At 59.2% G+C, this 14,458-nt stretch carries 11 protein-coding genes; 7 read left to right on the plus strand and 4 right to left on the minus strand.

The features are described from left to right. Nucleotides 1-495: 495 nt before the first annotated feature. Nucleotides 496-1,947 (minus strand): bifunctional 2-methylcitrate dehydratase/aconitate hydratase, encoded by a 1,452-nt coding sequence (locus tag ACNA0I_RS12155; RefSeq protein WP_415806271.1) that lies wholly within the window; start codon nucleotides 1,945-1,947, stop codon nucleotides 496-498. A 285-nt stretch (nucleotides 1,948-2,232) separates the two neighbouring features. On the opposite strand from ACNA0I_RS12155, the gene ACNA0I_RS12160 reads away from it, so the two are divergent. From ACNA0I_RS12160 to ACNA0I_RS12185, 6 genes are all read left to right on the plus strand, one after another. After that, nucleotides 2,233-2,949 carry a GntR family transcriptional regulator gene (locus ACNA0I_RS12160; protein WP_460478169.1) on the plus strand — a complete coding sequence of 239 codons (717 nt, stop codon included), beginning with the start codon at nucleotides 2,233-2,235 and terminating at the stop codon, nucleotides 2,947-2,949. Further along, entirely contained in the window at nucleotides 2,946-5,561 is a 2,616-nt protein-coding gene (gene acnD, locus ACNA0I_RS12165; protein ID WP_415806272.1) for a Fe/S-dependent 2-methylisocitrate dehydratase AcnD, read from the plus strand. Before ACNA0I_RS12160 ends, acnD begins: the two co-directional genes overlap by 4 nt. A 126-nt stretch (nucleotides 5,562-5,687) precedes the next feature. Next, nucleotides 5,688-6,878, plus strand: a complete 1,191-nt coding sequence (prpF, locus tag ACNA0I_RS12170; protein ID WP_415806273.1) for a 2-methylaconitate cis-trans isomerase PrpF — start codon at nucleotides 5,688-5,690, stop codon at nucleotides 6,876-6,878. Between the two features lie 167 nt (nucleotides 6,879-7,045). Beyond that, nucleotides 7,046-7,999 (plus strand): LysR family transcriptional regulator, encoded by a 954-nt coding sequence (locus tag ACNA0I_RS12175; RefSeq protein ID WP_415806274.1) that lies wholly within the window; start codon nucleotides 7,046-7,048, stop codon nucleotides 7,997-7,999. A 98-nt stretch (nucleotides 8,000-8,097) separates the two neighbouring features. After that, nucleotides 8,098-9,369: a carboxylesterase family protein gene (locus ACNA0I_RS12180; RefSeq protein ID WP_415806275.1), complete on the plus strand. Its 1,272-nt coding sequence runs from the start codon at nucleotides 8,098-8,100 to the stop codon at nucleotides 9,367-9,369. Nucleotides 9,370-9,399: 30 nt separating this feature from the next. After that, the gene (locus tag ACNA0I_RS12185; protein WP_415806276.1) at nucleotides 9,400-10,347 is read left to right on the plus strand and encodes a Bug family tripartite tricarboxylate transporter substrate binding protein; all 948 of its coding nucleotides are present in this window, start codon (nucleotides 9,400-9,402) and stop codon (nucleotides 10,345-10,347) included. A 12-nt stretch (nucleotides 10,348-10,359) separates the two neighbouring features. Here the strand turns inward: ACNA0I_RS12185 and ACNA0I_RS12190 are convergent, their stop codons facing one another. Next, on the minus strand, nucleotides 10,360-11,217 hold the full coding sequence (locus ACNA0I_RS12190) for a LysR family transcriptional regulator (protein WP_415806277.1): 858 nt from the start codon (nucleotides 11,215-11,217) through the stop codon (nucleotides 10,360-10,362). A gap of 82 nt (nucleotides 11,218-11,299) precedes the next feature. Between ACNA0I_RS12190 and ACNA0I_RS12195 the strand changes: the two genes are divergently transcribed. Then, nucleotides 11,300-11,680, plus strand: coding sequence for a tautomerase family protein (locus ACNA0I_RS12195; protein ID WP_415806278.1), 381 nt, complete (start codon nucleotides 11,300-11,302; stop codon nucleotides 11,678-11,680). 256 nt (nucleotides 11,681-11,936) lie between these two features. Here ACNA0I_RS12195 and prpC read toward each other — a convergent pair whose 3' ends face one another. Next, complete coding sequence (gene prpC, locus ACNA0I_RS12200) at nucleotides 11,937-13,142, minus strand: bifunctional 2-methylcitrate synthase/citrate synthase (protein ID WP_415806279.1); 1,206 nt, start codon at nucleotides 13,140-13,142, stop codon at nucleotides 11,937-11,939. Nucleotides 13,143-13,235: 93 nt separating this feature from the next. Next, complete coding sequence (prpB, locus tag ACNA0I_RS12205) at nucleotides 13,236-14,129, minus strand: methylisocitrate lyase (protein WP_415806280.1); 894 nt, start codon at nucleotides 14,127-14,129, stop codon at nucleotides 13,236-13,238. Nucleotides 14,130-14,458 lie beyond the last annotated feature (329 nt).

Raw genomic sequence — 14,458 nt, forward strand, 5'->3', positions numbered from 1 at the left:
CGGCTGGNCAAACTCGCTCCGCTGCGCTCCNCTCANACATGCCCAGCCGACTNCCCCCCGCCTGACAAGACAGACTCGGCAACCTCAACGGGCCGGCGCGGTACTACGCGGCGCCCGCCCGGGACTCACAGTGATGGCATGCAGAGGATGCTGATTCATTGCGATTTCCATGCCTTAAGATCGATCATCATCAGCAATATTTCGTTCGTTCAGAGGTTGGTGACTCCAGAGTTCTTAAACAGCAGACATTGCGAGCCGGAGTCGGCCGTGTCACGGGGCCAGCCCGTTGAGACCGCCGAGCCTAGTGCATCAGGCGGGGGGTAGTCGGCTGGGCATGTCTGNNNAGCGGAGCGAGTTTGCCCAGCCGCCCCGCCTGATGCACTAGGCGAAGGGCAGTCTGGACGCGAAGGCGGCCAGACCGGTCGATAGGGCTGGCCCCGTGACACGGCCGACTCCGGCGCCTAAAGAGCGCAGTTCGACGCTTATCGATCAAAACTAGATGACATACAAATCCACATACTCATGCACCGGCATATTCTCCAGCGCCTTTTGATCTAACGAGACCTCCAGAATCCGCGCCTGCTGTTTGGCAGGAAACACGCGCGCCAAGTTCGTCCTGAACTTCGCCTCAAGGAGCGGAATCCCATCACTGCGCCGCCGTTTGTGCCCGATCGGGTATTCGCAGACAACCTCATCCAATGTCGTTCCGTCGTTAAACATCACCGTCAGTGCATTGGCGATCGATCGCTTGTCGGGGTCGTGATAGTCGCGGGTATAGCCGGGATCCTCTACGCAGATGATCTTGTCGCGCAGGAGGTCAATACGCGGATCGTGCGCGATGTCATCCTCATAGTCCGCCGCGGTGAGGCGGCCGAACAGGATGGGGACTGCCACCATGTATTGGATGCAGTGATCGCGGTCGGCCGGGTTATTCAGCGGGCCTTTCTTGTCGATGATGCGGATGCACGCCTCGTGGGTACGGATGATGATCTGCTTGATGTCGCCCACTGATCTGCCAGCAGCGCCGAGCTGATCATGAATCGTCATGGCGCATTCCACGGCGGTTTGCGCGTGAAACTCGGCTGGAAAGGAAATTTTGAACAGCACGTTTTCCATGACGTAGCTGCCATACGGACGTTGAAACTTGAAGGGCTGTCCTTTGAAGAGGACGTCGTAGAACCCCCAAGTTTTCGCGCTGAGTACCGAGGGGTAGCCCATTTCGCCCGTTTTTGCGATCAGCGCCAGGCGCACTGCGCGGCTGGTGGCGTCGCCCGCTGCCCAGCTCTTGCGGCTGCCCGTATTCGGCGCATGACGATAGGTGCGCAGGCTCTGGCCGTCGACCCAGGCCAGCGAAACCGCGTTGACGGTTTCCTCGCGGCTCAGGCCCAGCATTTGCGCGACGACGGCCGTGGAGGCGACTTTGACGAGGACGACATGATCGAGGCCGACTTTGTTGAACGAGTTCTCCAGGGCGATGCACCCCTGGATTTCATGCGCCTTGATCATGGCTGTCAGCACATCGCGCATGGTGAGAGGGGCTTTGCCCACGGCGACGGCATTGCGCGACAGCCAGTCTGCGGTGGCCAGGATGCCGCCCAGATTGTCCGAAGGGTGTCCCCATTCGGCCGCGAGCCAGGTGTCGTTGAAGTCCAGCCAGCGGATCATGGCGCCGATGTTGAAGGCGGCCTGGACAGGGTCGAGCTGGAATTGGGTCCCTGGGACCTTGGCTCCGTGCGGGACGACCGTGCCCGGTACGATCGGGCCGAGCAGTTTGCGGCACGCCGGGTATTCCAGGGCCTCCAGGCCGCAGCCCAGTGTATCGATCAGGCAATTGCGGGCCGTTTCATAAGCCAGGCTGCTTTGGATTTGATAGTCGAGAACGTAGTCGACTATGTCGGTCAGCACCTGGTCTGGCTCGGGACGGACATTGGAGACATGAGCGGACATGCGGGGCTCCTTCTGTGCAATCCGCGCCTGGGGCGCGGGTGGGGCGAGGGCGCATGCCGAAGCCCCGTTATCGGGGACAGGAGACGATGCGGCGAATCAAGGGCATGGCAATCCACATGAAATCACGACGACAGGGCGGTGTGTCAACACGCCGGAGGCAATATGGGCGAGTCCGATATGGCGGATAGGAGATTCTTGCTCCGACTTTCAATGATTGTTGACAATCTAGCCAATAAATCCCCTCATGGCTATAATTTAATCCGAAATAATCTATAGATTGTCGACATGGTGGAAAAAGTCCTCACGCTGCCCATACCTGCCGCGAGCGAGTCGGAAACGCTCTCCGAGCATGTGTTCCGCAAGATTCAGTCCGCCATCGTCAAAGGCGACATCTCTCCCGGCAGCAAGATTTCCGAGCCGGAATTGGCGCGCACCTACGGTATCAGCCGCGGGCCGCTGCGCGAGGCCATACACCGTCTGGAGGGGCAGCGCCTGCTGGTGCGCGTGCCACACGTGGGAGCTCGCGTCGTGTCGCTGAGCCAACAAGAGCTCTGCGAGCTCTATCAGATCCGCGAGTCGCTCGAGGGCATGGCCTGTCGCCTGGCAGCCGAACGGATGACGCCGGCGGCCGCGGATGAACTGCGTCGTGTGCTCGAGGCACACGAGCGCGATGAGGCATTCCAGGCGGGGCGTGGTTACTATCAACAGGAGGGCGATTACGATTTTCACTACCGTATCGTCCAGGCCAGCGGCAACCAGATGCTGATTCGCATGTTGTGCGACGAACTCTATCAACTGGCCCGCATGTATCGCATCCAATATTCGACGACGCCCAATCGGCCTCGTCAGGCATTTACCGAGCATCATCGCATTCTCGACGCCATCGCCGACGGTGATGGCGAGTTGGCTGAATTGCTGATGCGCAGACACATACGCGCATCCCGTCTCAATATCGAACATCAGATCGCGCAGAGCAACCTGCCGCAAACGGAGGCATCTTGAACACTCAATTCCGCAAGCCCTTGCCGGGCACCAATCTCGACTATTTCGACGTGCGCGCTGCAGTCGAAGCGATCGCGCCGGGCGCCTATGATCAACTGCCGTACACCTCTCGTGTGCTGGGAGAGAATTTGGTGCGGCGTTGTGATCCTGCTTTGTTGAACGATGCGCTGCGTCAATTGATCGAGCGCCGCCGGGATCTGGATTTTCCGTGGTTTCCGGCTCGTGTGGTCTGCCATGACATTCTCGGGCAGACCGCACTGGTCGATCTGGCGGGGCTGCGTGATGCGATCGCCGATATGGGCGGCGACCCTGCCAAGGTCAATCCCGTGGTGCCGGTGCAGTTGATCGTGGATCACTCGTTGGCAGTCGAGCACGGTGGTTTCGAACCCGATGCGTTTGCAAAGAATCGCGCCGTCGAAGACCGCCGCAACGAAGACCGTTTCCATTTCATCGACTGGACGCGCGAGGCCTTTCACAACGTAGACGTGGTGCCGCCGGGCAATGGGATCATGCACCAGATCAACCTGGAGCGCATGTCGCCGGTGATCCATGCTCAGGATGGCGTTGCGTATCCGGATACCCTCGTTGGCACGGACAGCCACACGCCGCATGTGGATGCCTTGGGCGTGATCGCGGTCGGCGTCGGCGGCCTGGAGGCCGAGAACGTCATGTTGGGCCGCGCGTCCTGGATGCGTCTGCCCGACATCGTGGGGGTAGAGTTGACGGGACGCCGTCAGCCCGGCATTACGGCTACCGACATCGTGCTGACCTTGACCGAATTCCTGCGCAAGGAAAAAGTCGTAGGCGCGTATCTGGAGTTCTATGGCGAGGGCGCGGCGAGCCTGACCTTGGGCGATCGCGCGACGATTTCCAACATGGCGCCCGAATACGGCGCGACGGCGGCGATGTTCTCCATTGATCAGCAGACGATCGACTATCTGAAGCTCACGGGCCGAGAAGACGCGCAGGTGCGTTTGGTCGAAACGTACGCCAAGGTGGCAGGACTGTGGTCAGACAGCTTGAAACAGGTTCAATACGAGCGTGTGCTGAGCTTCGATCTGTCCAGCGTGGTGCGCACGCTGGCTGGGCCGTCGAATCCGCATCGCCGCCTGCCCGTATCCGATCTGGCCGAACGCGGTATTGCCGGTGTCGTGGAGAACGAACCCGGCCTGATGCCGGATGGTGCAGTCATCATTGCAGCGATCACCAGCTGTACCAATACCAGTAATCCGCGCAACGTCATTGCAGCGGGTTTGCTGGCGCGCAATGCCAACCGTGCCGGTCTGACGCGCAAGCCCTGGGTCAAAACCTCGCTTGCTCCTGGATCGAAGGCTGTCGAGTTGTATTTGGACGAAGCCGGTTTGACGTCTGAATTGGAAAAACTGGGTTTTGGCGTTGTCGCTTTTGCCTGTACGACGTGCAATGGCATGTCGGGTGCATTGGACCCCAAGATCCAGCAAGAGATCATCGACCGCGATCTCTATTCCACCGCCGTGTTGTCGGGCAATCGTAATTTCGACGGCCGCATCCATCCCTATGCCAAGCAGGCGTTTCTGGCCTCGCCACCGTTGGTCGTCGCGTATGCCATCGCGGGGACCATCCGTTTTGATATCGAACAAGACGTGTTGGGTCAGGATGCCAATGGAAAAGACATTCGCTTGAAGGACATCTGGCCTACCGACGAGGAAATCGACGCCGTGGTCCAGGTGGCAGTCAAACCCGAGCAGTTCCGCAAGGTCTATGCGCCGATGTTCGGCATTCGCGATCAGCGCCGGGAAGCCGTGAGCCCGCTGTACGCATGGCGTCCGCAGAGCACGTACATCCGCCGTCCGCCGTACTGGGAGGGAGCATTGGCGGGCGAGCGTACCTTGCGCGGGATGCGTCCGTTGGCCGTGCTGGGCGACAACATCACGACGGATCACCTGTCGCCTTCGAACGCGATTTTGCTCGATAGCGCGGCGGGCGAATACCTGGAAAAAATGGGATTGCCCGAGGAGGATTTCAATTCCTATGCGACTCACCGCGGCGACCACTTGACGGCACAACGCGCGACGTTTGCCAATCCCAAGTTGTTCAACGAGATGGTGCGCAACGAGGATGGCAGCGTAAAGCAAGGCTCGCTGGCCCGTGTAGAGCCCGAAGGCCAGACGATGCGCATGTGGGAGGCCATCGAAACCTATATGCAGCGCAAGCAGCCGCTCATCATTGTTGCGGGTGCTGACTATGGCCAAGGCTCATCGCGCGATTGGGCCGCCAAAGGCGTGCGTCTGGCGGGCGTCGAGGCTATCGTGGCCGAGGGCTTCGAGCGTATCCACCGTACGAACTTGATCGGCATGGGCGTGCTGCCGCTGGAGTTCAAGCCGGGCACAGATCGCAAGACACTTGCCTTGGACGGCACTGAGACCTATGACGTCGTGGGCGAACGCAAGCCGCGCGCTGATTTGACCTTGGTCGTGCATCGTCGCGATGGCGAGACTATCGAGGTTCCTGTGACGTGCCGGCTCGATACGGCAGAGGAGGTCTCGATTTACGAGGCGGGGGGCGTGCTGCAACGCTTTGCACAAGATTTTCTTGAGGCATCGTCTGCGGACGCTGCCAGCAAGGCGGGTTGAAGCAGCCTGCTGCATGTATCGAGCAGAGCATTCGAGAAACAACACCGGCTTGGTCTGCCCATTGGCGTGGCGGCCGAGCCTGAATCCTATTGCGCAGATGGCGCTATCTATTTTCAGGACTGGTCGATGACTCACGCACCACAAATCAAGATACCCGCGACATACATGCGCGGCGGCACCAGCAAAGGCGTGTTTTTCAAACTGACGGATTTGCCCGAGGCGGCTCAGGTGCCGGGGCCTGATCGCGATGCACTGTTGCTGCGCGTGATAGGCAGTCCCGATCCGTATGGCAAGCAGATCGACGGCATGGGGGGCGCGACCTCCAGCACGAGCAAAGCCGTCATCTTGTCCAAGAGCAGCAGACCGGATCACGATGTGGATTACCTGTTCGGCCAGGTTTCCATTGACCAGCCTTTCGTGGATTGGAGCGGCAATTGCGGCAATCTTTCTGCCGCGGTCGGTCCCTTCGCCATTGCCAACGGTTTGGTGGACGCGCAGCGCGTGCCCGAGAACGGCGTGGTAGTGGTGCGGATCTGGCAAGCCAATATCGGAAAGACCATCGTCGCCCATGTGCCGATCGCAGACGGCCAGGTGCAGGAAGTTGGCGACTTTGAACTGGATGGAGTTACGTTCCCCGCAGCCGAAGTCCGGATCGAGTTCCTGGATCCTGCCGACGAAGGCGAGGGTGATGGCGGCTCGATGTTTCCGACGGGTAACGTGGTCGACGAGCTTGATGTGCCGGGCGTAGGAACGTTTCAGGCGACGTTCATAAATTCCGGTATTCCCACAATCTTTCTGAATGCGGATGCCTTGGGTTATACCGGTACCGAATTACAAGACGACATCAATAGCGACCCTGCGGCCTTGGCGCGTTTTGAAGCAATCCGCGCGCATGGCGCAGTACGCATGGGCTTGATCGATTCGCCAGATCAGGCAGCAGGCCGCCAGCACACGCCTAAAGTCGCATTCGTGGCACCGCCCCAGGCCTATACCGCATCGAGCGGTAAATCCATTGCCGCGGAGGATATCGATGTACTGGTGCGCGCTTTGTCGATGGGGAAATTGCACCATGCCATGATGGGAACGGCATCCGTAGCTATTGCAACGGCGGCAGCCGTGCCTGGCACGTTGGTCAACTTGGCGGCAGGAGGCGGCGAGCGCGATGGCGTGCGTTTTGGGCATCCTTCCGGCACGTTGCGCGTGGGGGCCGAGGCTCGCTTGGTCAATGGTGAATGGACGGTCACCAAAGCCATCATGTCGCGTAGCGCACGCGTGTTGATGGAAGGATGGGTGCGGGTGCCTTGGGCGGCTCGCTGATGATCCGTGATGTGATGTAGGGCCGTAGGGACGGCCGTTTGTCGCATGGCAACGGACATCTCCAGGGATGGATAACGACGAGGCTTCACCTCGGCATAGATATCAGTCCTCATTGTCAGCGCTTTAACCCAAGGGAATAATCAGGTCACTGTTTTCTAAGGCCTCGTATGATTCCCTTCAAAGGCAAGTTGCGGGTACGGCATCTGGAAATTGTGTTGATAGTCGCCGAGCTGGGCAATCTGTCCAAAGCGGCCGCGCAACTCAACACGACTCAATCGGGCCTGTCCCGGGCAATCGCCGAGATCGAAGAGCTCGTCGGCGCCAGGCTGTTTGAGCGGACCTCGAAAGGAACGACGTGTACGCCCTTGGGCATGGCGATGTGCCGTCATGCTCGGCAGCTACTCGTGGATTTTCGGCGCGCAGAGATCGAGTTGGCCGCGGTATCCCGGGGCGATGAGGGCAGCTTGACCGTGGGGTGTTTCTCGATGTTTGCTGGTTGGCCCATTGCGCCTGCAGCTCGCCGTTTTCAAGCAAAATATCCGCGTGTCATGCTGACGATTGAAGTCGGCTCGCATGAGCAGCTCATAGAACAGTTGGATGCCGGTGCCATTGATGTACTGATCAGCCGATATAGCGCCGCCGTGAATCCTCAAATCTACCGTTCGATAGCGCTCGTGCATGATGCCGTGATATTGGCTTGTTCGAATCGGCACCCTCTGGTCGATCAACCACAAAGTACGCTTGAGGACTATGTCCGCTATCCATGGATTACGGCACTGCCCGGCAGTCGCATTCGGGGCGAGCTTGAGCGCAGTTTGATCCATGACGGATTTTCGGTGCCGGACATGGTGGGCGCGCTGTCACCAGAGTTCAGTATGGAAATGCTGCAAGGTGGTCATTATTTGTGGCTCATGCCTGGCAGCGTGGCAGCGATCAGGCAGGCGCGGGGTGAGCTCACCATGTTGCCGGTGCTGCCTCCCGTGCAGCGTTCGCCGCTATCGGCCATCTGGCGGCGGGATCGCCCCAGCACCCGGCCTGTGCGCGCGTTTTCTTCTGTGCTGGCACAGGCCATCCGCGCAGACAGGGATATTCTGCAGCGTCAGCAATACGAGGTGTTCTAGGGCATGCGCAACGCGCATGACATTTGTCGAAAGTTGCATGCCTTAGTCAGATGAATCGCCCCTACCATAGTCATCATCACTGATGAAGAGAGCGGGCGATGAGTGAAACAGTCGAAGTTGGTTTACCTCAAGGCATGTTGCGCGGCTTGCGCGTAGCGGGTATCAGCCGCTTTGACGGAATCCCTTATGGCCAGGCGCCTGTTGGCCCATTGCGCTTTGCCGCGCCTGAGCCCGCGCGTTGGAGCGGAGCGCTGGATGTGACAGGCCCCGCGCCGATTGCCCCGCAGTTGCCATCTCGATTGCGCGATGCGATGGGCGACTTCATCGCCACGCAAGACGAAGACTGCCTGCGCTTGACGATATGGACGCCCGGTACTGATGCCGCGCGCCGTCCGGTCGTGATTTGGCTGCATGGCGGTGCATGGCAAAGCGGAGGCATCCTGCCTTGGTATGACGGAGCGCGATTGGCGGCGCAAGGGGGTGTGGTGGTAGTGGCTGTCAGCTATCGTCTCGCTGCGCTGGGATGGCTGACGTTGCCCGGAGGGATACCCAACGCGGGCTTGCTTGACCAAGAGTTGGCCGTGGATTGGGTCATTGAACACATCGAGGCATTTGGTGGAGATCCTGCGGCATTGACATTGATGGGGCAGTCGGCAGGGGCTTCGTCTATTTGTGCGATGCTTGCCCGGCAACCGCGGTTTTCCCGGGCAATACTGCAAAGCGCGGCATTGGGCCGCGGTTGGCGTAGTGCCGCTCAAGGCGAGAGACTGGCGCAAGCCTACATGAATGCTTGTGGCGTGCGTTCGCTGGACGAGGCCCGGGAATTACCGGTCAGCACATTGTTGGCGGCGCAGCAGCATCCTGTTGTGTTGCAGGCATTGCAAGACGAGGGCAGTGGCCGCTCTCTGTTTGCTCCGGTGCGCGACGGGGCCATTTTGCCCGAGGATATGGATGCCGCGTTGGCGCGTGCAGTCGCGCGCGCTGATGTGCTGGTCTCTTATACCCGGGACGAAATGGCGGCGTTTCCGGGGCAGGGTGTCAATGCAGCGAGTGCTGCGCTTGGTGACGAATTTTTTGATCAGCCCGCTCGAGTCTGGGCTGCCAATGCGGCCAGGCATGGCCGACAGTCCTGGTTGGCTCGCTTTGATGTCGCACCGACGGCCCGTTTCGGCGCGTGCCATTGTATCGAGTTGCCGTTCGTCTTCGGCAATCTGGATGCGTTCGCCCATGCACCTATGCTGCAGGGACTCAGTACCAGTGCAGCCGCATCACTCTCGCAACAAACGCAGCGCGCATGGATTGCTTTTATCCGAGGCCAGTCGCCCGGCTGGTCGCCAGCGCCGCACCAACACGTGTTGACGGCGCACTAAAACGATGACGAAAACTTCAAAGGGGAACTCATGTTGCGACGTATCTTAGTCATGTTGGCTGCCGTGCTGTTCGCGAACGCAGCCCATGCGGAATATCCTGATCGTCCTGTACGTATCATCGTGTCCAACCCGGCGGGCGGCCCAGTAGACGTCATGCTGCGGGTGTTGGCGACCAGGTTGTCTGAGACATGGAAGCAACCCGTCATTGTTGAAAATCGTCCGGGGGCATCGGGCATCATCAGCACAGGTGCGCTACTAAAGGCGCCGCCCGACGGTTATACCCTGGGCATGGTGGTGGCATCGGCCATCACTATCGTTCCCTTTGCGGTTGACGATTTCGATCCCATCAACGACCTGCAGCCTATCTCGTTGGTAGCGCGCACGCCTTTTCTTTTTGTCGTCGCTGCCGACAGTCCATTAAAAACGTGGGACGATTTCGTCCGTGAGAGCAAAAAACGCGAACTCAATGTGGGCTCGTTTTCTATCGGCACTGCCTTTCATTTGGTATGGGAGCAAACTGCGCGCAAAGCCGGTATCAAAGCACTTTATGCGCCATCCTCCTCATCCAGTACCACACTCAATGACTTGATCGGCGGGCAGCTGGATGTGGCGTTGGATGCCCCTTCGAGCGCCAAAGGTTTAGTGGACAGTGGGAGATTGCGTGGTTTGGCCATCACTAGTCCGCAGCGTTTTGCCGGTATGCCTGATACGCCGACGTTGCAAGAATCCGGCATGAGCGGCTATGCGCCGCAACCCTGGATCGGGCTGATGGCGCCAGCGGGTATTCCTGCTGAACGCGTTACCGTAATTCAACACGCGGTCGCGACAATCCTGCAAGAGCCCGCGATGAAAGCGCAAATGCAAACACTCGGCATGATCCCTATCGGCAGCACGCCAGAAGTACTCGCGTCAACGATCAAAACGGATCGTGCCGAGATGGCGCCTCTCATTAAAGAGTTGGGAATACGCTTGAAATAAGCTCGCGACCGCTTAGCCTCGCGCGGCGGCTCTGAATGCTGCGGATAGCGCAATCAGCGTATCGGTCGCGCGCTGCGATTTGACTCGGGTATGCAACAAGATCGGCAGGCGGGGCAGTGCGGGCAGGCCCAGCTTGGCGCCTATATCGACGGCGCCGAAAGGCAACATCCGGGGGGCCAATGCCGCGATGCCCAATCCCGCCATGACCGCGGCGGCGACGGCTGCTACGCCACCGCCAACAAACACTTCGGTCCAGGGCACAGCGGCTTCATCCAGCAGCTTGCCGGCTAGCGCTCTTACGCCGCACGGCTCGGCCAGGGTGGCCAGCGGCAACGGCTCATTTGCTCGCGGCTGCCAGCCCGGCGCTGCAAACCAACCTAGTGTTTCTTCTGCGAGCATCTGCCCGTCGGCGCGTCCCAGATGCTGCCGGACGATCACGGTATCGAACTCTCGCCGTTCGTACCGCTGAATCAAATCACCGGATGAGCCGATGCGAATTTCGATCACCAGGTCGGGGTCTTGCGCGTTCATGCGCGAGATCAAGGTAGGCAGCTCCGGCCCGGCAACATGGTCGCTGATTCCGATAGTCAGACGTTGCCGGGTTCCGGAAAAAACCGATAGCGCGCGATCGTGCGTGTCCAGCAATGCGCGTGCATGCTCCAAGAACGCATTGCCTTGTGCAGACAGCTCTACATACCGGGGCGTGCGCTCCACCAGCCGGAATCCCACTCTGTCCTCCAGCCGCTTGAGTTTCAGGCTGACTGCGGCCTGCGTTATCTGCAGTGCTTCAGCGGCACGCGTGAAGCTGCCCAGCTCGACGATTTGCACGAATGCTCGTACGGCATCCAGGTCCAAGGAGGTAGCTATCATTTCAAATATTTATTAATGAAATAAGTATAAATAGCTTATCAGAATAGATAAGATGAGTGCGTCCATTACCAGGAGCACTGCTATGCCATTCGTTCATGTTTCATTGCGCGCGGGAAAGCCAGAAGCTTATCGGCAGGCGATTTTCGACAATGTGTATCGCGCATTGCGAGAGACGTTCAACGTCCCTGAAGACGATCAGTTCATGATCCTGACCGAGCACGAGGCGGCGAATTTTCGCTACAGCCCCTCGTACATGAATATCGCCCGTAGCGACGACCTGGTCTACATCCAGATGACGGCCAACAATACGCGAGACCTGGACCAGAAAAAAGCGTTATTCCAACGGCTCGTGCAATTACTCGGCGAGGATCCAGGCATCCGTCCCGAGGACGTATTCATCAACCTGGTCGAAGTCGTCAAAGAAAACTGGTCCTTCGGCCACGGCCAAGCCCAGTACGCCTGAGCTCATTCAAACCCAAATTAAGGCACATCGCCCTCGTCAATAAGAGACACTGCAAGCCGGAGGGCGTCGCGCAATAGCCCCACCGGGCCGTAGAGCACGGGGCAGTCCCCGTAGGGGACTTCGGCCCCTGCTAATGGGCCGAACCCGTGCGATAGGCCCGGTGGGGCTATTGCGCGACGCCCTCCGGCGTCTAAAGAACTCATTGATCCGCGAGCAATACCTCGTCTAAAAAACTCGCGGTATCAAACTAAAAGGCTTACTTCCGCTTTTCCAACGGCACATACTTCAGATCATCCGGCCCGACATAGTTAGCCGTAGGACGAATGATCTTGTTATCGACCCGCTGTTCAATGATGTGAGCCGACCATCCCGCCGTACGCGCAATCACGAACAGCGGCGTAAACATCGCCGTAGGCACGCCCATCATGTGATAGCTGACGGCCGAGAACCAGTCCAGGTTCGGGAACATCTTTTTGACTTCCCACATCACCGTTTCCAGACGCTCGGCGATGTCGAACATCTTGGTGCTGCCGGCTTTCTTGGAAAGCTTGTGCGCGACTTCTTTGATGACCTTGTTGCGTGGATCCGAAACCGTATAGACAGGGTGGCCAAAACCGATGACGACTTCCTTGGCTTCGACGCGGCGGCGGATGTCGGCCTCTGCTTCGTCCGGGGTGTCATAGCGTTTCTGGATTTCGAAAGCCACCTCATTGGCGCCGCCGTGTTTCGGGCCACGCAGCGCGCCGATCCCGCCGGTGATCGCCGAATAGATGTCCGATCCGGTGCCCGCAATGACGCGGCTGGTGAACGTCGAGGCATTGAACTCATGCTCGGCGTACAGGATCAGCGACGTATGCATGGCACGGACCCATTCGTCGGACGGCTTCTTGCCATGCAGCAGATGCAGGAAATGACCGCCGATGCTGTCATCATCCGTTTGCACATCGATGACGCGGCCGTTGTGGCTGTAGTGATACCAGTACAGCAACGAGGACCCCAGGTTAGCCATCAAGCGATCGGCAATATCGCGTGCATCGGGGATATTGTGATCGTCCTTTTCAGGCAATACGCAGCCCAGCACCGATACGGCGGTACGCATCACATCCATCGGATGGCTGGCGGCGGGCAGGCTTTCCAGCACGTTTTGCAGTTGCACTGGCAGGCCACGCAGCGCACGCAGTTTTTCCTTATAGGCTTTCAGCTCAGCCTTGTTCGGCAGCTTGCCATGCACCAGCAAATGCGCGATTTCTTCGAACTCGGCCTCGCCGGCAAAATCCAGGATGTCGTAGCCGCGATAGTGCAAATCGTTGCCCGTGCGGCCGACGGTACACAGCGCCGTGTTACCGGCCACGACTCCCGACAGCGCCACGGATTTTTTAGGCTTGAAGCCCGCTTTTTCTTCTGTCGGGGCCCCCGTTTTGGTGGCCTCGGCCGCAGCGGCTTGTTTCTTCGATGTGCTCATGTCTCTGACTCCTTCCTTTGTTGGCGTCAAATGGGGCGAAAGTAGAACTTGCAGTACTGGCCGGTGGGAAATCCGGGCCGGCCAGCACGGGAATTACTTGTTCTTGCCTTGCTGGAACAATGCGTCCAATTGCGATTCGAATGCGTGGTAACCGATGCGATCGTACAGCTCGTCGCGCGTCTGCATCGTATCCAGCACGTTCTTTTGGTGGCCGTCACGGCGGATCGCCTGGTACACGTTTTCAGCAGCCTTGTTCATGGCGCGGAAGGCGGACAAGGGATACAGCACCATGGCCACATTGACACTGGCGAGTTCTTCGACAGTGAACAACGGCGTCTTGCCGAACTCGGTGATGTTGGCCAACACCGGTACGTTGACGGCTTTGACGAATCGGTCATAGGTCGGCAGATCGTAGGCGGCTTCGGCAAAGATGGCGTCAGCGCCTGCTTCGACACATGCCAATGCGCGTTCGATCGCTGCGTCTACGCCGTGCGAGGCGATCGCATCGGTGCGGGCGATCAGATAAAAATCCGAATCCGTGCGAGCGTCGGCAGCGGCCTTGACGCGATCAGCCATTTCTTCGGTACTGACGATTTCCTTGCCGGGACGATGGCCGCAGCGTTTGGCGCCGACCTGGTCTTCGATGTGGCAGGCCGCGGCGCCGAATTTGATCAGGCTCTTGACGGTGCGGGCAATGTTGAATGCGGACGGACCGAAGCCCGTGTCGATGTCGACCAGCAATGGCACGTCACACACATCGGTGATGCGTCGTACATCTGTCAGCACGTCGTCCAGCGTGTTGATGCCCAGATCGGGTAGGCCGAGCGACCCTGCAGCAACGCCGCCGCCGGACAGATAAATGGCGCGGTATCCGGCACGTTTGGCCAGTAATGCGTGATTGGCGTTGATGGCGCCGATGATTTGCAGCGGGCTTTCTTCTGCCAGCGCCTGGCGAAAGAGGGCGCCAGGAGAGGTGGGACGGGTCATGAGCGAGTCTCCGTGAATGGCTGGGCGCTCAGTCTGGCGCCAGGGCCTGATTGATGGTGCAGAAACGCCGTCCGTGGTCCGATGCCAATGAAAGGCCGGCGGCGCATACCGCATACGGATCAAATGAGCAGCAATGGGCTGCGCAATAAATCTGTTTCCTCGTGCCAGGCTGCATCGCGGCCTGAGCGGGCGTTTCGGCGGGTCTTTTTGTACGACCGTTGCAGATGGCTTCTGGTGAGAGAAGTCACTTTTCGGACGAATGACCACTGCGTGGACGGAGAAGCAACAGATTTATTGCGGCGCGGCAGTGTCGCCGCGCCGCCCGGGGG

This window comes from Bordetella muralis, from assembly GCF_965139205.1.
Lineage (GTDB): Bacteria > Pseudomonadota > Gammaproteobacteria > Burkholderiales > Burkholderiaceae_B > Bordetella_A > Bordetella_A muralis.

Coding starts and splice junctions, on each gene's coding strand:
- prpB (WP_415806280.1), bottom strand. CDS start 14,129: ATGACCCGTCCCACCTCTCCTGGCGCCCTCTTTCGCCAGGCGCTGGCA.
- ACNA0I_RS12190 (WP_415806277.1), bottom strand. CDS start 11,217: ATGATAGCTACCTCCTTGGACCTGGATGCCGTACGAGCATTCGTGCAA.
- ACNA0I_RS12175 (WP_415806274.1), top strand. CDS start 7,046: ATGATTCCCTTCAAAGGCAAGTTGCGGGTACGGCATCTGGAAATTGTG.
- prpF (WP_415806273.1), top strand. CDS start 5,688: ATGACTCACGCACCACAAATCAAGATACCCGCGACATACATGCGCGGC.
- ACNA0I_RS12180 (WP_415806275.1), top strand. CDS start 8,098: ATGAGTGAAACAGTCGAAGTTGGTTTACCTCAAGGCATGTTGCGCGGC.
- ACNA0I_RS12195 (WP_415806278.1), top strand. CDS start 11,300: ATGCCATTCGTTCATGTTTCATTGCGCGCGGGAAAGCCAGAAGCTTAT.
- prpC (WP_415806279.1), bottom strand. CDS start 13,142: ATGAGCACATCGAAGAAACAAGCCGCTGCGGCCGAGGCCACCAAAACG.
- ACNA0I_RS12185 (WP_415806276.1), top strand. CDS start 9,400: ATGTTGCGACGTATCTTAGTCATGTTGGCTGCCGTGCTGTTCGCGAAC.
- ACNA0I_RS12155 (WP_415806271.1), bottom strand. CDS start 1,947: ATGTCCGCTCATGTCTCCAATGTCCGTCCCGAGCCAGACCAGGTGCTG.
- ACNA0I_RS12160 (WP_460478169.1), top strand. CDS start 2,233: ATGGTGGAAAAAGTCCTCACGCTGCCCATACCTGCCGCGAGCGAGTCG.